A 22,005-nucleotide genomic window follows, 5' to 3' on the forward strand; every position below is an offset into this window, starting at 1 on the left:
GGACGCTCAGAACTTCAGGCGCAGATCTTCTGTCGCGATTTCGGTGACAACCCGGCGACCTGCATCTGAGGCCACGAGCGGCAGCAGGGCGAACTGAACCTGTGCCGGACGCAGGTCTGTTGGCGGCTCCTGCGTTGCCAGGATGTTCCACAGAGGTTCGTCAATGTTGAGCTTGTCGGCGCGGCCATGAAGTGTCCACTGTCCGGCTTCGACGCTCACTTCGATCCGCCCGCCATAGGGCATCGCTGCTTCGACGCAAAGAAGCGCGAGGAAGGCCATCCGGACCTCGGCGCGGGGCTGTGCATCCATCGGTCCCCAGGCGACCGTCAGACGTGCGCCTTCCATCAGATCACGCAGGATGGACACGACTTCGGCGCGGCCCATCATCTGTTCCCCGGCAGCCCCAAAGGCAATCCGGAAAAACCGGATCCGCGCGCTGGCGTTCCCGACACTTTCCTGAATAAGGTCCATTTCCGGGCCGGTTTCGCCGCCGGCCATACCCAGCAGTTCCAGACCATTGTTGATCGCGCCGATTGGCGATATCAGGTCATGACAGATGCGGCTGCCGATCAATGCGGCGAGGTTTACGTCACTTTTGCCCATCTGTCGTCTCCTGCAGGTGTGTGGTGCAATGGAAGATCTTAACGCAATTCTGTCGCCGGGCATGCTGGTGCGTCATCCTGAACAGCCTGACTGGGGCACCGGACAGGTGCAAAGTAACATCGGTGGCCGGGTGACCGTGAATTTCCGCGACGAAGGTAAGGTCGTCATTGATAGCGCCCGTATTGCTCTGATCCCCGTCTTTGATGGCTGAACATCCTTTCCAAATGGTTAACGCTCTTCAGGTGATTGTAAACCGGTGCAACTGTGTCGCGTTGCGCAGGAATGCTGAATTCCTTATGAAAATTCCGATCCTAAACCGACCCTGGATGTTAACGCCGATATGACCGACAGCGCCGCGCCAAGATTTTCGGTCAGACTTGCTGCCACGGATGACGAACTGCGCGCGGCGCAGCGTCTGCGGTATGATGTATTCGTCGAGGAGCTGGGCGGTGGCGGCCCGATGGTCGACCACGATGCGCGGCTTGAAAGAGACCGCTTTGACCCGTTTTTCGATCATCTGATCCTGACGGACCACACAAGCGACCGGATTGTTGGTGTGTACCGGGTGATGCGCGCAGATCAGGCGCGGGCAGCAGGACAGTTTTACAGCGAAGACGAATACGACCTGACGCAGCTGCTGGGGGCCGGGCGTCAGGTGCTGGAGCTTGGCCGTTCCTGTCTGCACCGGGATTACCGGGGTGGCATGGCGATGTATCACCTATGGAGCGGGCTGGCCGGTTATATCCGCGATCATGGGATCGATGTTCTGTTCGGTGTCGCCAGTTTTCATGGCACCGACGTGGAGGATCTGGCCGAGCCGCTTTCCCTGCTGCATCACAGACACCTTGCGCCGCCCGACCTGAGGGTCCGGGCGCAGGCCGGGGCGTTTCAGCGCATGGACCTGATCGCGGAAGATCAGCTGGACCGCAGGAAGGCGATGGTCAGAGTGCCGTCGCTGATAAAAGCATACCTGCGTCTTGGAGGTTTTGTGGGCGAGGGGGCCTTTGTTGATCACGCCTTCAATACCACCGATGTGTGCCTGATCCTGGACACGGCCCGAATGAATGACCGTCAGGCCATGCTTTATCAGGGCGGTGCTGCATGACGCCTACGTGGTATGGCGATGCGCCACCGCCGGACATGCCGCCGCCAGGGCCCGCAGGGTGGGCCAGGATCGTTTTGCGCGGTGTGCCGTTGCTGTGTCTGGTGCTGGGCGGTCTGGTGCTGATGCTGTTGCTTCGGTTGATCGAGCGCCCCGTTTTTGGCGAAAAACGCCCTGTGACCCCGTTCATCACCGTTTTCGTGTGCCGGAACGCGCTGCGGCTGCTCGGGATCCGCCTTCGCGTCACCGGGCAGGTGACACAGGGGCAGGGGGCTGTTGTGACCAATCACTCCAGCTGGCTGGATATTTTCGTGCTGAATGCTGTGAAACGCATCTATTTCGTTTCAAAGGCTGAGGTCGCCGGCTGGCCCGGCATCGGCTGGCTGGCCCGTGCAACGGGCACTGTGTTCATCGAAAGGTCGCGCGCGCAGGCAGCGCGTCAGGCCGATCTCTTCAGAACGCGGCTTTCGGTGGGGCACCGCCTGCTGTTTTTTCCAGAAGGGACCAGCAGTGATGGCCGGAGCGTGCTGCCTTTCAAAACCACCCTCTTTGCGGCGTTCTATGCAGAAGAGCTGCGCGACACACTTGCCGTTCAGCCGGTCACGCTGATCTATCATGCGCCAGAAGGGCAGGACCCGCGTTTTTTCGGCTGGTGGGGCGACATGACCTTCGGCGGCCATTTTCTGCATGTACTGGCGTATGGCGGTGGCGGCGCGGCAGATATCGTCTGCCATCCGCCTCTGAAGGTGCGCGACTTTGATAACCGCAAGTCACTGGCGGCAGCCTGCGAAGCGGCCGTCAGGAGCGCTCATTCAGGCTGAACGCTCCCGGCGGGGATCAGTGGAAAAACGCGCTGTCGGGAACCAGTTCCAGCCCGTCGCTGTCCGGGCCCCATTCCATCATCAGACAGGCCGTGCCTTTGCGCTGGAAATAGGTGGCTTCGAGTGCATAGTATCCCGCACTGGGCACCTCGACCTCCATTTCACCCGCGTACCCGCAGGCATGGACCTCGTCATAATCTGCCACGAGCTGGCCGCCAATAAAGAGCTCCAGCCCGTCATTGTTCAGAAAGTCGAGTGTATACGAGCCCGCAGCGTCGAATTTGATGTACCCGGTGATGGCGGCGGCCACCTTCATCGGTTTCTTCGCCGTCATTGTCGGAGCACCTTCTTTGGTGTCATCATAGGACAGGCCGCGCAGCGCGGGACCCTTTTCAGAACGGCGGTCCAGCGCTCTTTTGGCGTCTCTGACTGTGCGGACATCGCTTGGATACGCATACTCAACGGCGAGACCCGGTGACAGAGACCCTGCGCCGGGTTGCGGATCGGCCGGCGTCAGGTTCAGGACCTCCGCGGAAAGGGCGCCTGGCAGAGACAGTACAGCCGAGACTGTAACAGCTTTCAGGATGGTGTTCATATTTACTCCCGGTGGTTATGAGGCCATCTGTGCGGCCTTTTTCCGGGCTACTTTAAGGGCCGGATTTGCCTGCTGGCAAGAGCGCCGTGCCGTCACAGCCAATCGGGGCTTGCAGCAGTGCCAAACCTGTCCTATACGGCGCGCACTGAAACCCGCAGGCGGGGTTTGGGCTTATTGGGGGAGACATCCCCAAAGGTCCGCCGGTTGGCAGAAAACTGTCATGCCCCCGCCGAGGATAAAACCGGAAAGGTATACGCACATGGCTCTTCCAGAGTTCACAATGCGCCAGCTGCTCGAAGCCGGCGTTCACTTCGGCCACCAGACACAGCGCTGGAACCCACGCATGGGTCCCTTCATTTACGGCGCGCGCAACGGCATCCACATCATGGACCTCACACAGACCGTTCCCATGCTGGACGCGGCGCTGAATGTGATCCGTGAAACCGTCGCAAAAGGCGGCAGCATACTTTTTGTTGGCACTAAACGTCAGGCGCAGCAGCCGATCGCAGATGCCGCAGAAAAATGCGCACAATATTACATGAACCACCGCTGGCTCGGCGGCACCCTGACCAACTGGCAGACCGTGTCCCAGTCGATCAACCGTCTGAAAGCGATTGATGAGCAGGCGGAACAGGGCTTTTCCGGCCTGACAAAGAAAGAGCGTCTGGGCATGGAACGTGACCAGGGCAAACTGCAGGCTTCCCTTGGCGGTATCCGCGAAATGGGCGGACGTCCGGACCTGCTCTTTGTCATCGACGTTAAAAAAGAAGCGCTGGCTGTTGCCGAAGCCAATAAACTGGGTATCCCGGTTGTGGCCGTTGTCGACACCAACTGCGCGCCGGACGGCATCGACTACATTATTCCGGGCAACGACGACGCGGCACGTGCCATTGCGCTGTACTGCGATCTGGCGGCCCGTGCGGCGCTCGACGGTATGTCTGCACAACTGGGTGCGGCAGGCGTTGACCTTGGCGCCATGGAAGAAGCACCTGCGGAAGAAGCTGTTGCAGAAGAAGCGCCGGCTGAAGCTGCTGCTGAGACACCCGCCGAGGCCTGAAACCCGGCACTGTCTGACGCATGACATACGGGGCAGGGTGCACCTGCCCCGGAACCTATCAGTTTAAAGGAGAACCTGAGATGGCGATTACAGCATCTATGGTCAAAGAACTGCGCGACAGCACCGGCGCAGGCATGATGGACGCAAAAAAAGCACTGACCGAAAACGGCGGCGACATGGAAGCAGCAGTTGACTGGCTGCGGACCAAGGGCCTTGCCAAGGCTGCCAAGAAGTCCGGACGGACTGCAGCCGAAGGTCTTGTGGCCGTTAAAGTCGAGGGCGGACACGGTGTCGCCGTCGAAGTGAACTCGGAAACAGACTTCGTGGGCAAAAACGCTGACTTCCAGAAAATGGTTGCAGGTATCGCGGGTGTGGCACTGGGTCAGGCCGACGTGGATGCGCTGAAAGCGGCTGATCTGGACGGCAAAACCGTTGAGCAGACAGTGACCGACGCCGTTGCCGTGATCGGCGAAAACATGTCTGTACGCCGTATGTCGGCCATCGATGCGGAAACGGTTGTGTCTTACGTGCACAACGCGGCCGCACCGGGCATGGGCAAGATCGGTGTTCTGGTTGGTCTGCAGGGTGGCGACGAAGCTTTCGGCAAGCAGGTTGCGATGCACATCGCAGCTGTGAACCCGGCATCGCTGTCTGAGGATGACCTTGACCCGGCTGTCGTAGAAAAAGAAAAGCAGGTTCAGATCGACATCGCGCGCGAAAGCGGCAAGCCTGAGCAGGTCATCGAAAAAATGATCGTCGGCCGCATGAAAAAGTACATGTCCGAAGTCACGCTGGTGAACCAGTCTTTCGTTGTGAACCCCGACCTGACGGTTGGCGATGCGGCCAAGGAAGCCGGCGCAACGATCACTGGCTTTGTGCGCCTTGAAGTTGGCGAAGGCATCGAAGTTGTAAAAGAAGACTTTGCAGCTGAAGTTGCGAAAGCCGCCAAAGGCTGATCTTTCAGTCATTCAGACAAAACGGAAAAGAGCGCCTCGGGGGGCTCTTTTTTATTTAATTCAATACTTAACCGCTCGTAATTAAAGCGTCAGTCTTTCGTAAGATGCGAGACCAGCGCATCCATTGCGAGCAGATATCCCCGGGCGCCAAAGCCGCAGATGATACCGACCGCGACCTTCGCAATATAAGACGTGTGGCGGAATTCCTCGCGTGCGTGCACGTTGCTGAGGTGCAGTTCGACAGCGGGCAGCTCGACCGAGGCGAGGGCGTCCATCAGGGCAATTGAGGTGTGTGTATAAGCACCGGCGTTCAGAATGATGCCGTCATGTGTCCCGCGCGCCGCGTGAATGCTGTCGACCAGTGCGCCTTCATGGTTTGATTGTTGAAATTCCGCATTGATCCCAATGGCTTGTGCGTGGTTCTTGCACATCGATTCGATGTCAGCCAGCGTCGTCCGGCCGTATACGTCAGGTTGCCGTGTCCCGAGGAGGTTCAGGTTCGGGCCGTTCAGGATCAGCAAAGATGTCATAGTAAAACGCTCTCATGGTTATACTGAGACCCTTAAACAGGGGGTCTGGTGTCTGTCCAGCACGGTACGTCATCGCAAACAACAAAGGCCGCAACCGCGACCTCTGTGTGACACATGTAGTTTGTATAATCTGTATTATGTAAATTATAAGGATTGCCAGGTCATTGATAAACCGCCACTTTCCGGAAAACTCTTCAGAAGCTCCCTGTGGCCGAAATCAGACCCATGCTTTCGAGTTTCAGAAGAACCTGATGCGCGCAGTTGTCGACGTCGACGTTTTCTGTTTCCACACGGAGCTCCGGGTTCTCCGGAACTTCGTACGGATCCGAAATACCGGTGAACTCTTTGATCTTGCCCTCGCGCGCCATTTTATAGAGACCCTTGCGGTCGCGGCGCTCGCATTCTTCGATTGATGTGGCAACATGCACTTCGATGAATGCGCCGAACTGCTCGACATCTTCGCGCACGGCTCTTCGTGTTGTCGTGTAAGGTGCAATCGGCGCACAGATCGCAATACCGCCGTTCTTTGTAATTTCCGATGCGACATAGCCGATCCGGCGGATGTTCAGATCGCGGTGCTCTTTGGAGAAGCCAAGTTCCGAGCTGAGGTTCTTACGCACGATGTCGCCATCCAGCAGCGTGACCGGACGTCCGCCCATTTCCATCAGTTTGGTCAGAAGCGCATTTGCGATCGTTGATTTGCCCGAACCGGAGAAACCGGTGAAAAACACCGTGAAACCCTGCTGATTTCGTGGCGGATAACGGCGCCGCAGTTCATTGACCACGGCCGGGAATGAGAACCATTCCGGGATCTCCAGGCCCTCTCTGAGGCGACGCCGCAGTTCTGTGCCCGAGATATTCAGAATAGTGACGCTGTCCTTGTCCTGGATCTCGTCCATCGGCTCATATTGTGCACGGTCCTCGACCCAGACCATATGTTTGAAATCGACCATTTCGATGCCCATTTCCGCCTCGTGTGCACGGAATAGTTCCTGCGCGTCATAAGGGCCGTAAAAGTCATCTCCGGCGGAGTTCTTACCTGGTCCGGCATGGTCGCGTCCGACGATAAAATGCGTACAGCCATGGTTCTTTCGGATCAGGCCATGCCAGACAGCTTCGCGCGGACCTGCCATACGCATGGCGAGGTTCAGCAGGCTCATGGATGTTGTTGCTGCCGGATATTTGTCCAGCACGGCCTCGTAGCAGCGCACGCGCGTAAAGTGGTCCACGTCGCCCGGTTTGGTCATGCCGACAACCGGGTGGATCAGCAGGTTCGCCTGTGCTTCGCGTGCGGCGCGGAACGTCAGTTCCTGGTGCGCGCGGTGCAATGGGTTCCGTGTCTGAAACGCTACGATCTTGCGCCAGCCGAGCTTCCGGAAATAGGCACGCATTTCGTTTGGTGTGTCACGGCGCGCTTTGAAATCGTAGTGCACCGGTTGCTGAATGCCCGTGATTGGCCCGCCGAGGTACACCTTGCCGGCAGAGTTGTGCAGGTAGTTGACGGCCGGGTGTGCGTCGTCGTCTGCGCCAAAAACCATTTCCGCTTCGCGCGACTTGTTCGGAGTCCAGCGGTCTGTGACTGTCATCGTTGCCAGGATCACGCCTTCCTGATCGCGCAGGGCAATGTCCTGGCCTATCTCAAGGCCCTCCGCGAACTTTTCCGAGACATCAAGCGTGATGGGCATTGGCCACAGCGCACCATCCGCCAGCCGCATGTTCTCGACCACGGAGTTATAGTCTTCCTCGGACAGAAATCCGCGCAGTGGATTGAAGCCGCCATTCATGAGCAGTTCCAGATCGCAGATCTGACGCGGAGACAGGTCATGGCTGATCAGCCCTGAAGCTTCCGCTTTCAGTTTCTGTGCGGAATCGTGGGAAACATAGAGTTCAGGAATAGGTGCAAGATTGGCGTTACTCATAATGGTCTCTTTGTTCACTGAAAAATTGCGCAGGTCGCTTTCTGCTTCATTCACGGGGCTTAAACGTCGGAAACACACTGATTTCAACTGTTTTCTGTCCCCTGCCCCTTTTGCGCAGGGATTGGAAGTGATTGGGCGGCCCAGGCACAATTGTTGCTGGTGAGTGCCCGTTGCGTGTTGTGCATTGGCGGCACCCCGTAGCAAGCACTCGGGCACTTGAACTGCCGGGGGCGGAAAAGCTACTGTCGCGCGAATGCGGTTGTCTCCTGCCCGGTCGTCCCATATGGCCAGAAACGCGCCGACAAACCTCTGTAAAGGATAGATAATGTCAGATCCCTGCATCCTGTGTGTCGCAATCACCGGCAGTGTGCCGACCAAGGCTGCCAACCCTGCGGTCCCGATCTCCGTACAGGAACAGGTCGAGAGCACCCATGAGGCTTTCGAAGCTGGCGCGTCGATCTGTCATGCGCATGTCCGGAATGCAGATCAGACCCCGTCTTCCGATCCGGAAAAGTTTGCCGCGCTGAAAGAAGCGGTCGAAAAACACTGTCCCGGGATGATCATCCAGTTTTCCACCGGTGGTCGGTCAGGCGCTGGTCAGGAGCGCGGCGGTATGCTGCCATTGAGGCCTGACATGGCGTCTTTGTCTGTGGGATCAAACAACTTCCCGACGCGGGTTTATGAAAACCCGCCAGATCTGGTGGCTTGGCTTTCCTCCGAAATGCAGACCCACGAAATTGTGCCGGAAATCGAAGCCTTTGATCTCAGTCATGTGCTGCATGCCATCCGGATGCATGAAGCGGGCCTGCTCTTTGGCCGGCTTTACGTGCAGTTCGTAATGGGCGTGAAGAATGCGATGCCTGCAGACCGCGAGGTGTTCGATTTTTACGTTGAAACCATTCGCAAACGTGCCCCAGAAGCGGCCTGGTGTGCGGCTGGCATCGGTCCCGCCCAGATCGAGGTGAACGAATGGGCAATCGCTGCGGGCGGGCATACACGCGCCGGTCTGGAGGACAATGTGCGTCTCGACCGGAATACGCTCGCTCCGTCGAATGCAGCACTGATCCGTCGGGCAGCAGAGCTTTGCGAAAAATACGAACGTCCCGTCGCTACACCGGCACAGGCGCGCGCGATTCTGGGGCTTCGCGCCGCCGCTGCCTGATCAGCCGAGCGCGTAGCCTGCGCCGCGTACCGTACGCAGCGGATCGCTGCCGCCGTGCTGCGTCAGCGCTTTGCGCAGCCTGCCGATGTGCACGTCAACCGTACGCGTATCGACATAGATGTCGCGCCCCCAGACACGGTCCAGCAGTTGTTCGCGGGTAAACACTCTGCCCGGTTTTTCCATGAAAGTGGACAGCAGCCGGAATTCGGTGGGTCCGAGACGCAGCTCGTCCCCGCCCCGGTTCACCCGGTGGCTTGTGGCGTCCAGAACGATGTCTTCATACTCCAGACGCTCTCCGGACGCAGCAGGCCGGACGCGGCGCAGCTGGCTGCGCACCCGCGCCATCAGTTCCAGCACGGAATAGGGTTTGATTACATAATCATCTGCGCCGGTTTCAAGGCCGCGCACACGGTCGACCTCTTCGGAGCGGGCCGACAGCATGATGACCGGAATGCCGCGTGTTTCGCTGCGGATTTTGAGCCTTCGGCAGACTTCGATACCCGACAGGTTCGGCATCATCCAGTCCAGCACGATGACGTCCGGCGCCTGCTCGTCCACAAGCATGAGCGCTTCCTCACCATCCTCGGCCCTGCTGACCGCGAACCCTTCCGCTTCCAGGTTATAGGCCAGTACCTCGCGCTGTGCGGGCTCATCCTCGACGACGAGAACGCGTGGCTGATCAGCTGACATCAGCCCTGCCCTACAGTGGTGACAGAGGTTTTGTCCGCCTTGGGCCGGGCGTCTTCGGGGTGTTCGCCGGTGACAAGGTACACAACCTGCTCTGCGATCGACGTTACGTGATCACCCATCCGCTCCACGTTCTTGGCAATGAAATGCAGGTGCATGCAGGCCGTGATGTTGCGCGGGTCTTCCATCATGAAGGTCAGGAACTCGCGGAACAGTGCATTATACATCTGGTCCACATCGCGGTCGTGCAGGATGACACTGGTCGCCAGTTCAGCATCCCGCTGGACATAGGCATCGAGCGCGTCTTTGAGCATCTTCTCAACTTCGCGGGACATCCGGCGCAGGGCTCCGGTGCTGTCATCAACCGGTGCCATCTGGGCCAGCACGCCGGTGCGTTTGGCCATGTTCTTGGCATAGTCACCAATGCGCTCCAGGTTCGCACTGATTTTGATCACGCTGAGAATGAGCCGCAGGTCGCGTGCGATGGGAGCACGCAGGGCGATAACGCGGGCCGCTTCTTCGTTAATCATTTCTTCCAGATCGTCGATTGTCCGGTCCGCTTTGCGCACCTTCTCCGCCAGTTCCTCGTCGCGGGTATCCAGCGACTGCGCGCTTTCGCGGATGGCCGCCTCGACAAGCCCGCCCATTTTCATGATCTGCGCCTGGATAGCTTCGAGATCGCGGTCAAAGACCGATGCAATATGTTGATCCTGAACCATTTATCCGATCCTGCCTGTGATGTAGCTTTCTGTGCGGGGATCTTCGGGGTTGGTGAAGATCTGTCCTGTTTCACCGTATTCCACGAGGTTTCCGAGGTGGAAAAACGCGGTGCGCTGGCTGACCCGCGCGGCCTGCTGCATCGAGTGGGTCACGATCACCACCGAATAGTTCTGGCGCAGTTCGTCAATCAGCTCCTCGACCTGGGCTGTGGCGATGGGGTCAAGCGCCGAACATGGTTCATCCATCAGCAGCACTTCCGGTTCGGTGGCAACCGCGCGGGCGATGCACAGGCGCTGCTGTTGTCCGCCGGACAATCCGGTGCCCGGCGCATTCAGCCGGTCCTTTACCTCGTCCCAAAGGGCGGCGCTGCGCAGGGATTGTTCAACAATATCATCCAGTTCTGTCTTGTTCTTGGCCAGACCGTGGATGCGCGGCCCGTAGGACACATTGTCATAGATCGATTTCGGAAAAGGGTTCGGTTTCTGAAACACCATGCCGACCTTGGCCCGCAGCTGCACCGGGTCCACACGCTTGTCGTAGATGTCTTCGCCGTCAATGCGGATGTCACCTTCGACGCGAGCCACATCAATTGTGTCATTCATCCTGTTGATACAGCGCAGAAAAGTCGACTTCCCGCAGCCCGAGGGGCCGATAAATGCGGTCACGGTCCGGTCCTGGATGTCCACATTCACGTCTTTGATGGCATGTGTGTCGCCATAATAGACCTGGACGCCCTTTGCGGCGATCTTGACCTCATTGGTGTCCACGGTTCTCTCCAGTATTCTCATATCGTTCATGTTCGGGCTCCTGTCTTACCAGCGGCGCTCAAAGCGGCGGCGCAGGATAACGGCAAGGGTGTTCATCGAAATCAGGAACGCGAGCAGGATGATAATGCCACCCCAGGCACGTTCGTAAAAGGCCGGATCGGCGCGTTTGGCCCACTCGTAAATCTGCGCGGGCATGGCGGAGTTCGGATCCAGCAGGCCGCTGGCGATCCCGTCGGGCGCGTTCGAGGCAATAAATCCGACCATACCAATCAGCAGCAGCGGGGCTGTTTCCCCCAGCGCCTGCGCCAGCCCGATGATGGTGCCGGTCAGAATGCCAGGTGCGGCGAGCGGCAGAACATGATGGAAGACCGCCTGCATTTTCGAGGCACCGACCCCAAGAGCCGCGTCCCGGATGGAGGGCGGCACCGCTTTGAGTGAAGCGCGCGTCGAGATGATGATAGTAGGCAGCGTCATCAGCGTCAGCACCAGCCCGCCGACCAGTGGCGCCGATTGCGGCAGGTGCATGAACTGGATGAACACGGCGAGGCCAAGGATACCGAAGACGATGGAAGGCACCGCAGCAAGGTTCGCGATGTTCACTTCGATCAGGTCGGTCCAGCGGTTCTTTGGCGCAAACTCTTCAAGGTAGATGGACGCGGCCACACCGATGGGCAGTGACAGCACCAGTACCACCAACATCATGAAAAACGATCCCAGCATGGCCACGCCGATCCCTGCCGCCTCGGCGCGGCTCTCGGAGGCGTCGGCACCGGTGATGAAATCCATGTTGAAGGTTTTCTCAATCACGCCCAGGGGCACCAGGGCGTCGACCAGATCGAGATGCTCTGCGTCAATATTCTTGTCGCGCGCCACATCTTCGCGCTTCACCCGTTCCTTGAGGTATCCGTCCACCCGGCTGGAGGCGAGGATACGGAAATCCACCGTTTCACCGATCAGCGCAGGGTCCGACAGCACGACGTCCCGCACCTGTGCGGCGGCGGAAGCAGAGATCAGCGCCTTCATGTCCTTGCGCTTTTCCAGAGGCGTTTCGATTTCTGCGGCCTGCACCGCATCAAACAGGGCCTGCTGGACCAATGGCGTGTAGCCGAAGGTGGACACTTTGGCGAGGTCTGCGGGATCGCGGTTGCCCTTTTTGTCCAGCTTGGCCGGGTCCAGATAGACGGATACGTTGATAAAGGTCTGCTGGAATGCGCCTGTGCCGCTGGCAATGATAGAGGTCAGCAGAACGATCAGGCAGAAAATGCCCGTCGCGATACCCGCTATGCCGTACATCCGGAAACGGGCCTCGGCCGCTTTGCGCTTCTGTGTGCGGACATCCGGTGATGTCAGCGATACAGACCGGCGGGCCTTCGCCGGGACGGGGGTGGTTGCATCGGTCATTCGTACTGCTCCCGGTATTTGCGCACGATGTAGAGGGCAAAGACGTTCAGGCAGAGGGTCAGCACAAAAAGGGTGATCCCCAGCGCGAAGGCCACAAGCGCCTCGGGCGAGGCGAAGTCGCTGTCACCTGTCAGCTGAGAGACGATCTTGGCGGTGACGGTTGTCATGGCCTCAAAGGGGTTGAGCGACAACCGCGCTGCGGCCCCTGCCCCCAGCACCACGATCATCGTCTCGCCGATGGCGCGGCTGGCGGCCAGCAGGATGGCGCCCACGATACCCGGCAGAGCCGCCGGCAGGACGACCTGGCGGATGGTCTCAGACCGCGTGGCGCCCAGCCCATAAGAGCCGTCGCGCAGTGACTGCGGAACCGCGTTGATGATGTCATCCGACAGGGAACTGACAAACGGGATCAGCATGATCCCCATGGCTATCCCTGCTGTCATGACAGAGCGACCGCCGCCCATCCAGCCCAGACCTTCATTGCCGAACACAGAGACCAGCATTGGTCCGATGGTCAGCAGCGCAAAGAGCCCGTAAACAATTGTCGGGATACCGGCGAGGATTTCCAGCAGCGGCTTAGCAATGCCCCGGACGCGCGGCGTTGCGTATTCAGAGAGGTAAATCGCGGAGTAGAGCCCGATCGGCACAGCGACCAGCAGGGCGACGATGGAGATATAGATTGTTCCCCAAAGCAGCGGCAGGATGCCAAGGCTTGAGGCCCCGCCGCGCCCGGAAAAGCTCGGCGCCCATTCCAGCAGGGTGAAGAACTCAGCCGCGGGGTAAAGACGGAAGAACTCGACCGTGTTGAAGACCAGCGACAGTATAATCCCCACCGTCGTCAGGATCGCGACAGAGGCCGCGGCAATCAGGATTGCCAGAATACCCTGTTCAACGACGTTGCGGGCCCGGAAATCACGCCCGCTTTCCATCGTACCCCATGCGGCACCGGCGACGCCGACGATCAGCACCGCGATTGTCATCATCAGGTTCGAGCCGATTTTCATGTCCCGGTACGCCTGAGCAGCAGCAAGGACCGGCCCGGTCAGATCGGTCGTGACGACCTGACCCGCGTCTTTCAGGGCCTGCGTAATTGTCTGTGGGTCAGCAGAAGTGGCATCCGCAGTGTCCGCATCGATTGTTCCGGCGGCAACGGCAGCGTCCAGGCCATCGGCGATGCGGCGGACTTCCGACATCACGAGCCCCATGCTGGACCCTTCCGATATTTCGCTCTCCGGTATCATGCCCGAAACCTGGTTATCGATGACCAGCGGCTGAGCCAGCATCCACAGGATCAGCAGGCCCGCTGCGGGCACCAGAGACTTCAGGAACGCGTTTGATCCGTAGTAAACCGGCAGGGAATGCAGCAGCCGGCTGTCGCCCCCGGCGCTGGCCAGAGCGCGTCGGCGGCCAAGCACAAATCCTGCAAGCGACAGCGCGAGGATCAGCAGTGAAAGCCAGAGTAGTGACATGGTTCCCCCGAAGACACCTGAAGGGACCATCTCGTGGTCCCGGGTTTGCAGCGGGCCGCCTGAGCCGCCCGCTGCCTGTGTTGGATCAATCCGTCAGGATCAGCTGCCGCCACCCATGACGGCTTCGTCGAACACGGCTTCCTGCGTGGCAGCCAGTTCCGGGTCAGACACCAGACCGTATTCCGCCAGAGGGCCATCGGGGCCTGCGATATCATCCGCGACAAAGAACTCAGCGAATTCCTTCAGGCCTGGGATGACGCCGATGTGTGCTTTCTTGATGTAGAAATACAGCGGACGCGACACAGGATACTCACCCGCAGCGATGGTTTCGGTTGTGGGCTCTACGCCCGCCATCGTTGCGACTTTCAGCTTGTCGGTGTTGTTTTCGTAGAATGCAAGGCCGAATACGCCGATGGCGTTGCTGTTGGCGTCGATGGATGCCAGCGTCTCAGTGTAGTCGCCATCAATGTCCACAGACCGGCCGTCGGTGCGGACTTCAAGGCAGGCATCTTCGGCGTCATCTTCGGACATGCCGCCCGCGATCATCGCTTCCATCGCGCCCGTGGCTTCGCAGCCCGCTGCAATTACCTTTTCCTCGAAAACTTCGCGGGTGCCGTGCTTGGTGCCCGGAATGAAGGCGAGGATTTCTGCGTCAGGCAGATCGGAATTGAAATCCGACCATTTGGTGTAGGGGTTGTCGACCAGCGCGCCGTCCACCATCACTTTCGGAGCGAGCGCGTTGAAAATGTCAGACTGCGAAAAGGCCGTGTAGGCAGGACCGTCAAACTGGCTTGCGAAAACAATGCCGTCGTAGCCGATGCGGACTTCGATGATGTCAGTCACACCGTTTTCAGCACAGGCCTTGATCTCTTTTTCGCGGATCGCGCGGGATGCGTTTGCGATGTCGGTGTGCTCGGTGCCTACGCCCTGGCAGAAGCGCTTGAGGCCAGCCGAGGAGCCTCCGGATTCAACAACCGGTGTCGGAAAGTCGAAGTTTTCGCCGAAAGCTTCCGCAACGATGGACGCATAAGGCAGAACGGTGGACGACCCTGCGACCTGAACCTGATCCCGGGCTGCAGCGGTTGTGGCCGACAGCGCGGCCAGCGCCAGCGCGGATGTTGTGAGTTTTACGAACGACATGGTGTCTCCTGTCATTTTTTCGCTTACCTGATCACCCCCAATGGCGATCTTGACCGGTGGATTAAGGTCTACGCGCAATGCTTTTGTGACAGTTGCGTAACAGTTTTATGACAGGTGTCCGGGTGGCGGCAAAAAGGTCAGAAATGCTCTGAAAAGCCCGTCATGTCCGTGTGCCTGCGGGGTCAGCCGCGCAGTTCATCCGGGCGCAGCGGCAGAATCACCGTGAAACAGGCGCCCTGCCCCGGCTCGCTTTCCACCCGCAGACGCCCCCTGTGACGGTTTATGATGTGTTTGACGATAGCAAGGCCCAGCCCCGTCCCGCCGAGCGCCCGGCTGCGGTGACTGTCCGCACGGTAAAACCTTTCTGTCAGCCGGGGAAGATGCTGAGCATCAATGCCAGGGCCATGATCGGTCACGTCAATCCGCACACCGTCGGCACGCAGCGACGGATCCCGCCCGGGTGGCGCAACCCGCACGGTAACAAGACCACCGCTGCCGCCGTATTTGATGCCGTTCTCCACCAGGTTTGTGAACACCTGCATCAGCTGATCCTGATCCCCGGTCAGCTGGACGGGCGCTTCCGGCAGTTCGCAGTTCAGTGTTACGCCGGCCTCTGTTGCAAGCGGAGTCAGGGTCCGCAGCACGCTGCCCAGCAGACCGCCAAGTTCAACGGCGTCCTTCGGCCTGACGCGTTCTTCGTCCTCTACACGGCTGAGCGACAGCAGATCCCCGACCAGACGGTTCATCCGGCCTGCTTCGCCTTCCATGATGTCGAGGAACCGGTCGCGCGCTGCATCATCGTTGCGCGCGGGGCCTCTGAGCGTTTCGATAAACCCCATCAGAGCCGTGAGCGGCGTGCGCAGCTCGTGACTGACGTTGGCAACGAAATCGCGGCGCATCTGCCCGGCCTGTTCCAGATCAGTGGTGTCCTGAAAACACACAAGGATCATGCCCCCATCCCCGGCGATCCGTACAGTGACCTCATACATGCTTTCCCGAACGCCGTCGCTGGACAGCCATCTGGCCCGGCGGGGTTCGCCGTCCCGCAGCGTTTTTTCGATCGCCTCAATCAGAGCGGGCTGGCGGAGCATCGTGATAAAATTGCGGCCGGTGATGCCATCGCCAAGCAACCGGCGCGCCGCGGCGTTGGCAGCGGTGATGCGCTCAGCACTGTCAATCGCCAGCGCGGGCAGCGGCACCGCATCCAGGAACTGCCGGACTGCATCAGACATTCCGTGCCTCTCAGGTGGCCATGGCCGCAGCAACAGCGTCCGTGAAAACAGCACAGAGCGCTTCCGGGTCTTCGAGGCCGACAGATATCCGGAAAAACCCTTCGGACATGCCCAGAGCCGCGCGGTCGTCAGCAGTGAGCGCGCGGTGGGACGAAGAGGCCGGGTGCGAAATGGTCGTGCCCACATCTCCGAGTGTTGGTGCAAAGGACAGGCCTTCGGCAGCGCGCGTAAACGCGTTTGCCTGCGTCCTGCCACCGTCGATCTCAAAACTGACCATGTTGCAGAACCGCCCGCCCATCAGGTCATCCAGCAGCGCCCGGTCCGGATGGTCCGCCCGTCCCGGATACAGGACGCGCGTGACACCCGGCAGCCCGGCCAGGTGATCGGCCAGCACCGCTGCGGTTGCTTCGGCGCGGTCATAGCGCAGCTCGAACGACAGCATCCCGCGTTCCGCCAGCCAGCAGTCGAAGGGGCTGGGGGACATGCCCGCAGTCACGGTGAATACGCGCAGACGGTCATTCAGGTCAGCATCGCTGGCGGCGACATAGCCCAGCATGACGTCCGAATGCCCGGCCAGCAGTTTGGTCACCGAATGCAGCACAATGTCCGCGCCATGCTCAAAGGGGCGGAAAGCGCGCGGTGTAGTAAAGGTGTTATCGATCACCAGCAGCACGCCGGTCTCCTGGGCCAGCGCTGAAAGCGCCCGGATGTCTGCGACCCGCAGTGTCGGGTTGGAGACGACTTCGACAAGGATCAGTTTTGTTTCCGGCCGGATCGCGGCCCGCATGGCGGTGATATCGCCCGGATCGACCATCGACGTGGCAACGCCCAGGCGCGGCAGATCCTCTGACATCATGCGCAGGGAGCGGCCATAAAGCTGGTTGCCTCCGATCACGTGATCACCCGCACGGGTCAGACCAAGGAGAACCGCGGAAACAGCCGCCATGCCCGACGATGTGACCACGCCCGGATGTGGCGCGTTTTCCATCCGGTCAAGCCGTCGGGCGACCACATCCGCATTCGGATGCCCCTCACGGGAATAGGTATAGCCCTGCAGACCGCCTTCGTACTGCTGATCCAGCATATCCGGCGTGTCCGACGCATAGACAACAGAAGGACTGAGTGGTGTCACAACCGGCCGCGACGCGGAGGCGGGCAGCGCATCCGGGCGCATCAGAGACCCTTTTTCGTTTTTCATATCAATCCTCTGCCGGGCGCAACTGGTCCCGGAACCGTCTCATATTGTCCTGATAGTGCTGCGCGGAGGCTGTCAGTCCGGCAATGGCATCCGCATCCAGCGTTCGGACCACCTTGCCCGGCACGCCCATCACCAGGCTGCCGTCCGGTATCACCTTGTTTTCCGTGATCAGCGCGCCGGCGCCGATCAGACAGTTATCCCCGATCTGTGCACCGTTGAGGATGGTGGCCCCCATGCCGATCAGCGAATTGTTCCCGATGGTACAGCCGTGCAGCATCACCTTGTGTCCGATGGTGCAGTTTTCACCGATAGCCAGCGGATAGCCTGCATCGATGTGGAACACGCAGTTTTCCTGCACATTGGACCCCCGGCCCACGCGGATCTCCTCGTGGTCCGCGCGGATGGTTGTCCCGAACCAGACAGAGGCCCCCTGCTCCAGCACGACCTTGCCGATCAGGTTGGCATCGGGTGCCACCCATGTATCTTCATGGATCTGTGGCACGTCCGTGCCCAGTGCATAAATGGTCATGACAGCTCCTCGAATTCGGCCTGCAGGGCGCGCACGTGATCTGTCAGCCCCGGCTGCTGGCTGCGCCGCAGGCGCGTGGCACCGATGATCGTACGCAGGCGCTGCTCTGTGTCGTCCAGATCGTCGTTGATCAGCACGTAGTCATAGCTGCCCCAGTGGCTGATTTCGTCCCAGCTTTTGTCCATGCGCCGCGCGATCGTGGCGGCGTCATCCTGCGCGCGTTTCTCCAGCCGGCTGCGGAGTTCCGTGATCGACGGCGGCAGCAGAAAGATCGACAGCGTGTGTGCGCTGAGCGCGGAATTGGTGATCTGCTGCGCACCCTGCCAGTCAATGTCGAACAGGACATCGCGGCCTGCGTCGATGGCGTCCTGAACCGGTGCGCGGGGAGAGCCATAAAAATTGCCGAACACATGGGCGTGCTCCAGCATGCCTTCATCCGCGACCTGCGCCTTGAATTCGGTTTCGCTGACAAAATGGTACTCGCGGCCGTTTTGCTCGCCAGGACGCGGCGCCCGCGTTGTGGCCGAAACCGAAAATTCGATGTCCGGGTCCCAGTCCCGCAGCCGCCGGGCCAGCGTCGATTTGCCAGCCCCCGAGGGGGAGCTGAGAATTATCAGCAGACCACGTCGTGTCACGCTCATACCTTACTCCACATTCTGAACCTGTTCGCGCATCTGGTCGATCAGCGCCTTGAGCGCCAGGCCACAGCGTGTCAGGTCGGTGTTCTGCGCCTTGGAGCACAGAGTGTTGGTCTCACGGTTGAATTCCTGCATCAGGAAATCCAGTTTGCGGCCCGCTGGTCCGCCTTTGGAAATAAGTTCCCGCGCTGCATCAACGTGGGCTGACAGGCGGTCGGTTTCTTCGGTGATGTCGGATTTGACCGCCAGCAGCGCCAGTTCCTGTGCCACGCGGTCTGCATCCGCGCCGTCGCTGTTATCCAGCACGCGCGCCAGATTGCGCTGCAGGGTTCCGGCCATTTCATCCGCGCGGGCTGCGGCGAGCGCTGCTGCCTCTGCAGTCAGGCGGGCAACCTCGTCCAGTTGTCCGGACAATATCGTCTCCAGTGCCGCGCCCTCGGTTTCGCGCATGGCGTTCCAGTCGGTTATCAGCGCAGCGGCTTCCCCTGTCAGCAAGCCCAACAGTGCTGCTGTGTCATCTTCTGCTCCGGCCTGTTCCAGCACACCGCGCTGTACGAGCAGGTCCGAGGCGCGCGATGGCGCCAGCGACACACCGGCGTCCATGGCCCGTGTCTCGATCTCGGCCAGCGCGGCGAGCATCCGGTCGAGCTGTCCTGTGTTGATCTGCAGCGCGCCGCTGTGTTCCTCACGCGTGACGCGCAGAGACAGAGTGACATTGCCACGCGTCGTTGCCACGGAAAGCTGTTTGCGCAGGGCCGCTTCCAGACCCTCTATCCAGTCCGGCACCCGCAGGCGCAGGTCCTGACCTTTACCGTTCACGCTGCGCAGCTCCCAGCTCCAGGAATGCGGCGCCAGGCTGCCGGTCGCAGAGGCAAATCCTGTCATTGAACGGATCATTGTGTGTTCCTCTTCACAGATAGCGCGCGTGTTCAGCCTTATGGTGAAACCAGATGCAAGGGCAACCCCCGCCACAGAGCGGCGGGTTAACCAAAAGGGGAGTTAGAAGGCCATTTATTGAAAATTGTTGGTATTAATAATTCATCAACGATTAAGGCGGGATATAGGCAAATCTCACAGAGATGCGCCTTTGGACCGCAAAAAACCAACGCCCGGGCATTTACCCGGCGGAAGGAAGAGTTCAGACAATGGACAATTCGGGTCAAAACAAGCACAATGTGGTGGACATGACGCAGCACGTTTCAAATACCGGCTTTTCGCCGCTGGCACAGGTTGAGGCCTACTGGGAGGCGCTGCGGGGCACGCGTCTGATGCCCAGCCGTGCCGAGATTGACCCGCGCGGGATCGAGCAAGCGCTTGAGTATTCCTTTATCGTGGAACGTATTGCACCGGGCATAGCACGTATGCGGATTGCCGGCAGCCACCTGAGTGATCTGATGGGGATGGAAGTCCGCGGTATGCCGCTGACCTCGTTCATCACACCCGGTTCGCGCCGTCAGGTCAGCGATACCCTTGAAGAAGTTTTCGAAACACCCGCTGCCTGCACACTGCATCTGCATTCTGAAGAAGCCGCTGGCATGCCTGCGCTGGACGCTCGGATGCTGCTTCTGCCGCTCAAGAGCGACCTGGGTGACGTCAGCCGCCTGCTTGGTGTGCTGATCGCTGTTGGGGACCCGGGCCGCAGCCCGCGCCGTTTTGATGTGGTGCGCAGCTCTCTGCGCCCGATCGTCCAGGGGACGTCCACCGAGATTGTCGCAAAGCCCAAACCGACCGAAGCGGAAAAAACCATTCTGCGCAGACCAGCGCCGGTTGCCGGTGAAAAGCGCGAACGACGCGAGCCTGCGGGCTTTGCCGAACCCCGGGCGACATTCCGCACCGAAACGCCGCGCAAAGATGCGCCTTACCTCAGGCTGGTGAAGTCGGACGACTGACACACCTGCCCGTTCCTTTGATCAGGACAGCCGTCTGCACAGAATGTGCAGGCGGTTTTTTCTTGCGTCATACAAAAAACCCCCGCGCGGGGCGCAGGGGGCTGGAATGTCCGGCAAAGGACGTCGCGGGGTCAGCCCGCGATCTTGTCCTTGCGTGCCGCGCGACGGTCCGAAAGCTCTTCGGCCACGAGGAACGCCAGTTCCAGCGATTGACTTGCGTTCAGGCGCGGGTCACAGGCGGTATGGTAGCGATCTGACAGGTCTTCATCGCTGACGGCCCGTACACCACCGGTGCACTCGGTCACGTCCTGCCCGGTCATCTCAAAATGCACGCCACCGGGGACAGTGCCTTCGGCGCCATGCACCCCGAAGAACTCGCGCACTTCCCGCAGCACCGAGTCGAACGGCCGGGTCTTGTAGCCCGAGGAGGACTTGATCGTATTGCCGTGCATCGGATCGCAGACCCAGGTCACGTTGGCCCCTTCTTCGCGCACGGTTTTGATCAGACGCGGCAGATGTTCACCAACCGAGCCTGCACCGAAACGTGCGATGAGCGTCAGACGCCCCTCTTCGTTTTCAGGGTTCAGCTTCGCCATCAGCACTTTCAGGTCTTCGGACGTCATGGTTGGTCCCGCCTTCAGGCCGATCGGGTTCTGAACGCCGCGCGCAAATTCGACATGTGCGCCGTCCGGCTGCCGTGTGCGGTCGCCGATCCAGATCATATGCCCGGACCCTGCAAGCCATTTGCCCGTGGTGCTGTCCACGCGGGTCAGCGCTTCTTCGTATTCCAGCAGCAGCGACTCGTGGCTGGTGTAGAATTCGACGCTCTGCAGCGTGTGCGCTGTATCAGAATTGACGCCCGCCGCAGACATGAAATCCAGCGTGTCGGAGATGCGTGTCGCGATCTCTCTGTACCGCTCAGCTTTTTCGCTTTCAGTGAACCCCAGCGTCCAGGCGTGCACCTGATGCACATCCGCATAACCACCGGTCGAGAACGCCCGCAGCAGGTTCAGCGTGGCAGCCGCCTGGGTGTAGGCGCGCATCATCTTGGCCGGATCGGGGATCCGCGCACCGGCGTTGAAGTCGAGCTCGTTGATGATGTCACCACGGTAGCTCGGCAGTTCAACACCATCCACCGTTTCGGTGGGTGCCGAGCGCGGCTTGGCAAACTGACCGGCCATCCGGCCGACTTTCACAACCGGAACCTTGGCGCCGTGCGTCAGCACGATTGCCATCTGCAGCATCACCTTGAAGGTGTCGCGGATCGCGTCCGAGCTGAACTGCTCGAAGCTCTCGGCGCAATCGCCGCCCTGCAACAGGAAAGCCTCTCCCCGCCCCGCGGCACCCAGGTGCTTTTTCAGCCGCCGTGCTTCGCCGGCAAACACCAGAAGCGGAAACCTGGAAAGCTGATCCTCAACGGCCCGAAGCGCCTCCTGATCCGGATAATCCGGCATCTGGATTCTCGGTTTGGCACGCCAGCTTGATTTGCTCCATTCACTCATTGTTGGTACTCCGCTTTCCGGCCCGCAGTGCGAGCGCTACCATCTCAGCGCTCTCTATACAAAAGCCCGGGCGCAGTGACCATATCAC

General features: G+C 60.0%; 23 protein-coding genes. 7 read left to right on the plus strand and 16 right to left on the minus strand.

The genetic code is table 11. The features are described from left to right. Positions 1-6 precede the first annotated feature (6 nt). Positions 7-603, minus strand: coding sequence for a histidine phosphotransferase family protein (locus tag ACZ1HA_RS06820; RefSeq protein ID WP_375227763.1), 597 nt, complete (start codon positions 601-603; stop codon positions 7-9). A gap of 28 nt (positions 604-631) precedes the next feature. Between ACZ1HA_RS06820 and ACZ1HA_RS06825 the strand changes: the two genes are divergently transcribed. The 3 genes from ACZ1HA_RS06825 to olsA all read left to right on the plus strand — a co-directional run bounded on the left by ACZ1HA_RS06825 (position 632) and on the right by olsA (position 2,526). After that, positions 632-814 (plus strand): DUF3553 domain-containing protein, encoded by a 183-nt coding sequence (locus ACZ1HA_RS06825; protein WP_375227762.1) that lies wholly within the window; start codon positions 632-634, stop codon positions 812-814. 129 nt (positions 815-943) lie between these two features. Then, positions 944-1,708 carry an L-ornithine N(alpha)-acyltransferase gene (gene olsB / locus ACZ1HA_RS06830; RefSeq protein ID WP_472713360.1) on the plus strand — a complete coding sequence of 255 codons (765 nt, stop codon included), beginning with the start codon at positions 944-946 and terminating at the stop codon, positions 1,706-1,708. Then, the gene (gene olsA / locus ACZ1HA_RS06835; RefSeq protein ID WP_472713361.1) at positions 1,705-2,526 is read left to right on the plus strand and encodes a lyso-ornithine lipid O-acyltransferase; all 822 of its coding nucleotides are present in this window, start codon (positions 1,705-1,707) and stop codon (positions 2,524-2,526) included. The genes olsB and olsA overlap by 4 nt, the downstream gene beginning before the upstream one ends. Positions 2,527-2,542: 16 nt before the next feature. On the opposite strand, the gene ACZ1HA_RS06840 is transcribed toward olsA, so the two are convergent. Further along, a complete protein-coding gene (locus tag ACZ1HA_RS06840) occupies positions 2,543-3,121 on the minus strand; it encodes a PA14 domain-containing protein (protein WP_472713362.1) in 579 nt (192 codons plus the stop codon). Positions 3,122-3,380: 259 nt separating this feature from the next. Between ACZ1HA_RS06840 and rpsB the strand changes: the two genes are divergently transcribed. Both rpsB and tsf read left to right on the plus strand, forming a co-directional pair. After that, entirely contained in the window at positions 3,381-4,178 is a 798-nt protein-coding gene (gene rpsB / locus ACZ1HA_RS06845; RefSeq protein WP_375227758.1) for a 30S ribosomal protein S2, read from the plus strand. 80 nt (positions 4,179-4,258) lie between these two features. Beyond that, on the plus strand, positions 4,259-5,134 hold the full coding sequence (gene tsf / locus ACZ1HA_RS06850) for a translation elongation factor Ts (RefSeq protein ID WP_375227757.1): 876 nt from the start codon (positions 4,259-4,261) through the stop codon (positions 5,132-5,134). An 89-nt stretch (positions 5,135-5,223) separates the two neighbouring features. Here tsf and aroQ read toward each other — a convergent pair whose 3' ends face one another. Together aroQ and ACZ1HA_RS06860 are read right to left on the minus strand one after the other, a co-directional pair. Continuing rightward, positions 5,224-5,664, minus strand: coding sequence for a type II 3-dehydroquinate dehydratase (gene aroQ, locus ACZ1HA_RS06855; protein WP_472713363.1), 441 nt, complete (start codon positions 5,662-5,664; stop codon positions 5,224-5,226). Positions 5,665-5,858: 194 nt separating this feature from the next. After that, positions 5,859-7,583: a bifunctional sulfate adenylyltransferase/adenylylsulfate kinase gene (locus ACZ1HA_RS06860; protein ID WP_472713364.1), complete on the minus strand. Its 1,725-nt coding sequence runs from the start codon at positions 7,581-7,583 to the stop codon at positions 5,859-5,861. Between the two features lie 325 nt (positions 7,584-7,908). Between ACZ1HA_RS06860 and ACZ1HA_RS06865 the strand changes: the two genes are divergently transcribed. Next, on the plus strand, positions 7,909-8,745 hold the full coding sequence (locus ACZ1HA_RS06865; protein WP_375227754.1) for a 3-oxoadipate:acetyl-CoA acetyltransferase: 837 nt from the start codon (positions 7,909-7,911) through the stop codon (positions 8,743-8,745). On the opposite strand, the gene phoB is transcribed toward ACZ1HA_RS06865, so the two are convergent. From phoB to ACZ1HA_RS06920, 11 genes are all read right to left on the minus strand, one after another. Next, complete coding sequence (gene phoB / locus ACZ1HA_RS06870) at positions 8,746-9,435, minus strand: phosphate regulon transcriptional regulator PhoB (RefSeq protein ID WP_375227753.1); 690 nt, start codon at positions 9,433-9,435, stop codon at positions 8,746-8,748. Further along, entirely contained in the window at positions 9,435-10,151 is a 717-nt protein-coding gene (gene phoU, locus ACZ1HA_RS06875) for a phosphate signaling complex protein PhoU (RefSeq protein WP_375227752.1), read from the minus strand. Before phoU ends, phoB begins: the two co-directional genes overlap by 1 nt. Further along, positions 10,152-10,949, minus strand: coding sequence for a phosphate ABC transporter ATP-binding protein PstB (gene pstB / locus ACZ1HA_RS06880; RefSeq protein WP_472713365.1), 798 nt, complete (start codon positions 10,947-10,949; stop codon positions 10,152-10,154). It abuts the gene before it with no gap. 15 nt (positions 10,950-10,964) lie between these two features. Then, positions 10,965-12,320 (minus strand): phosphate ABC transporter permease PstA, encoded by a 1,356-nt coding sequence (pstA, locus tag ACZ1HA_RS06885; protein ID WP_472713366.1) that lies wholly within the window; start codon positions 12,318-12,320, stop codon positions 10,965-10,967. Further along, the gene (pstC, locus tag ACZ1HA_RS06890) at positions 12,317-13,789 is read right to left on the minus strand and encodes a phosphate ABC transporter permease subunit PstC (protein ID WP_472713367.1); all 1,473 of its coding nucleotides are present in this window, start codon (positions 13,787-13,789) and stop codon (positions 12,317-12,319) included. The genes pstA and pstC overlap by 4 nt, the downstream gene beginning before the upstream one ends. 99 nt (positions 13,790-13,888) lie before the next feature. Further along, positions 13,889-14,929, minus strand: a complete 1,041-nt coding sequence (locus tag ACZ1HA_RS06895) for a substrate-binding domain-containing protein (RefSeq protein WP_472713368.1) — start codon at positions 14,927-14,929, stop codon at positions 13,889-13,891. Between the two features lie 182 nt (positions 14,930-15,111). Next, a complete protein-coding gene (locus tag ACZ1HA_RS06900; RefSeq protein WP_375227747.1) occupies positions 15,112-16,161 on the minus strand; it encodes a sensor histidine kinase in 1,050 nt (349 codons plus the stop codon). A gap of 10 nt (positions 16,162-16,171) precedes the next feature. After that, on the minus strand, positions 16,172-17,359 hold the full coding sequence (locus tag ACZ1HA_RS06905) for a trans-sulfuration enzyme family protein (RefSeq protein ID WP_472713369.1): 1,188 nt from the start codon (positions 17,357-17,359) through the stop codon (positions 16,172-16,174). Between the two features lies 1 nt (position 17,360). Beyond that, the gene (locus tag ACZ1HA_RS06910) at positions 17,361-17,888 is read right to left on the minus strand and encodes a gamma carbonic anhydrase family protein (protein ID WP_472713370.1); all 528 of its coding nucleotides are present in this window, start codon (positions 17,886-17,888) and stop codon (positions 17,361-17,363) included. Further along, on the minus strand, positions 17,885-18,529 hold the full coding sequence (gene gmk / locus ACZ1HA_RS06915) for a guanylate kinase (RefSeq protein WP_375227744.1): 645 nt from the start codon (positions 18,527-18,529) through the stop codon (positions 17,885-17,887). Before gmk ends, ACZ1HA_RS06910 begins: the two co-directional genes overlap by 4 nt. Positions 18,530-18,532: 3 nt before the next feature. After that, positions 18,533-19,423 carry a YicC/YloC family endoribonuclease gene (locus tag ACZ1HA_RS06920; RefSeq protein WP_472713371.1) on the minus strand — a complete coding sequence of 297 codons (891 nt, stop codon included), beginning with the start codon at positions 19,421-19,423 and terminating at the stop codon, positions 18,533-18,535. A 287-nt stretch (positions 19,424-19,710) separates the two neighbouring features. On the opposite strand from ACZ1HA_RS06920, the gene ACZ1HA_RS06925 reads away from it, so the two are divergent. Next, positions 19,711-20,415 carry a PAS domain-containing protein gene (locus ACZ1HA_RS06925; protein ID WP_375227742.1) on the plus strand — a complete coding sequence of 235 codons (705 nt, stop codon included), beginning with the start codon at positions 19,711-19,713 and terminating at the stop codon, positions 20,413-20,415. A gap of 131 nt (positions 20,416-20,546) precedes the next feature. On the opposite strand, the gene ACZ1HA_RS06930 is transcribed toward ACZ1HA_RS06925, so the two are convergent. Further along, the gene (locus ACZ1HA_RS06930; RefSeq protein ID WP_436399382.1) at positions 20,547-21,917 is read right to left on the minus strand and encodes a class II 3-deoxy-7-phosphoheptulonate synthase; all 1,371 of its coding nucleotides are present in this window, start codon (positions 21,915-21,917) and stop codon (positions 20,547-20,549) included. Positions 21,918-22,005 lie beyond the last annotated feature (88 nt).

The sequence above is a fragment of the Roseobacter sp. S87 genome, assembly GCF_055693285.1.

Coding starts and splice junctions, on each gene's coding strand:
- rpsB (WP_375227758.1), top strand. CDS start 3,381: ATGGCTCTTCCAGAGTTCACAATGCGCCAGCTGCTCGAAGCCGGCGTT.
- ACZ1HA_RS06825 (WP_375227762.1), top strand. CDS start 632: ATGGAAGATCTTAACGCAATTCTGTCGCCGGGCATGCTGGTGCGTCAT.
- ACZ1HA_RS06905 (WP_472713369.1), bottom strand. CDS start 17,359: ATGAAAAACGAAAAAGGGTCTCTGATGCGCCCGGATGCGCTGCCCGCC.
- ACZ1HA_RS06925 (WP_375227742.1), top strand. CDS start 19,711: ATGACGCAGCACGTTTCAAATACCGGCTTTTCGCCGCTGGCACAGGTT.
- ACZ1HA_RS06840 (WP_472713362.1), bottom strand. CDS start 3,121: ATGAACACCATCCTGAAAGCTGTTACAGTCTCGGCTGTACTGTCTCTG.
- olsB (WP_472713360.1), top strand. CDS start 944: ATGACCGACAGCGCCGCGCCAAGATTTTCGGTCAGACTTGCTGCCACG.
- tsf (WP_375227757.1), top strand. CDS start 4,259: ATGGCGATTACAGCATCTATGGTCAAAGAACTGCGCGACAGCACCGGC.
- ACZ1HA_RS06860 (WP_472713364.1), bottom strand. CDS start 7,583: ATGAGTAACGCCAATCTTGCACCTATTCCTGAACTCTATGTTTCCCAC.
- ACZ1HA_RS06930 (WP_436399382.1), bottom strand. CDS start 21,917: ATGAGTGAATGGAGCAAATCAAGCTGGCGTGCCAAACCGAGAATCCAG.
- ACZ1HA_RS06865 (WP_375227754.1), top strand. CDS start 7,909: ATGTCAGATCCCTGCATCCTGTGTGTCGCAATCACCGGCAGTGTGCCG.
- ACZ1HA_RS06820 (WP_375227763.1), bottom strand. CDS start 603: ATGGGCAAAAGTGACGTAAACCTCGCCGCATTGATCGGCAGCCGCATC.
- gmk (WP_375227744.1), bottom strand. CDS start 18,529: ATGAGCGTGACACGACGTGGTCTGCTGATAATTCTCAGCTCCCCCTCG.
- ACZ1HA_RS06900 (WP_375227747.1), bottom strand. CDS start 16,161: ATGTCTGATGCAGTCCGGCAGTTCCTGGATGCGGTGCCGCTGCCCGCG.
- olsA (WP_472713361.1), top strand. CDS start 1,705: ATGACGCCTACGTGGTATGGCGATGCGCCACCGCCGGACATGCCGCCG.
- pstB (WP_472713365.1), bottom strand. CDS start 10,949: ATGAACGATATGAGAATACTGGAGAGAACCGTGGACACCAATGAGGTC.
- aroQ (WP_472713363.1), bottom strand. CDS start 5,664: ATGACATCTTTGCTGATCCTGAACGGCCCGAACCTGAACCTCCTCGGG.
- ACZ1HA_RS06920 (WP_472713371.1), bottom strand. CDS start 19,423: ATGATCCGTTCAATGACAGGATTTGCCTCTGCGACCGGCAGCCTGGCG.
- ACZ1HA_RS06895 (WP_472713368.1), bottom strand. CDS start 14,929: ATGTCGTTCGTAAAACTCACAACATCCGCGCTGGCGCTGGCCGCGCTG.
- phoU (WP_375227752.1), bottom strand. CDS start 10,151: ATGGTTCAGGATCAACATATTGCATCGGTCTTTGACCGCGATCTCGAA.
- phoB (WP_375227753.1), bottom strand. CDS start 9,435: ATGTCAGCTGATCAGCCACGCGTTCTCGTCGTCGAGGATGAGCCCGCA.
- pstA (WP_472713366.1), bottom strand. CDS start 12,320: ATGACCGATGCAACCACCCCCGTCCCGGCGAAGGCCCGCCGGTCTGTA.
- ACZ1HA_RS06910 (WP_472713370.1), bottom strand. CDS start 17,888: ATGACCATTTATGCACTGGGCACGGACGTGCCACAGATCCATGAAGAT.
- pstC (WP_472713367.1), bottom strand. CDS start 13,789: ATGTCACTACTCTGGCTTTCACTGCTGATCCTCGCGCTGTCGCTTGCA.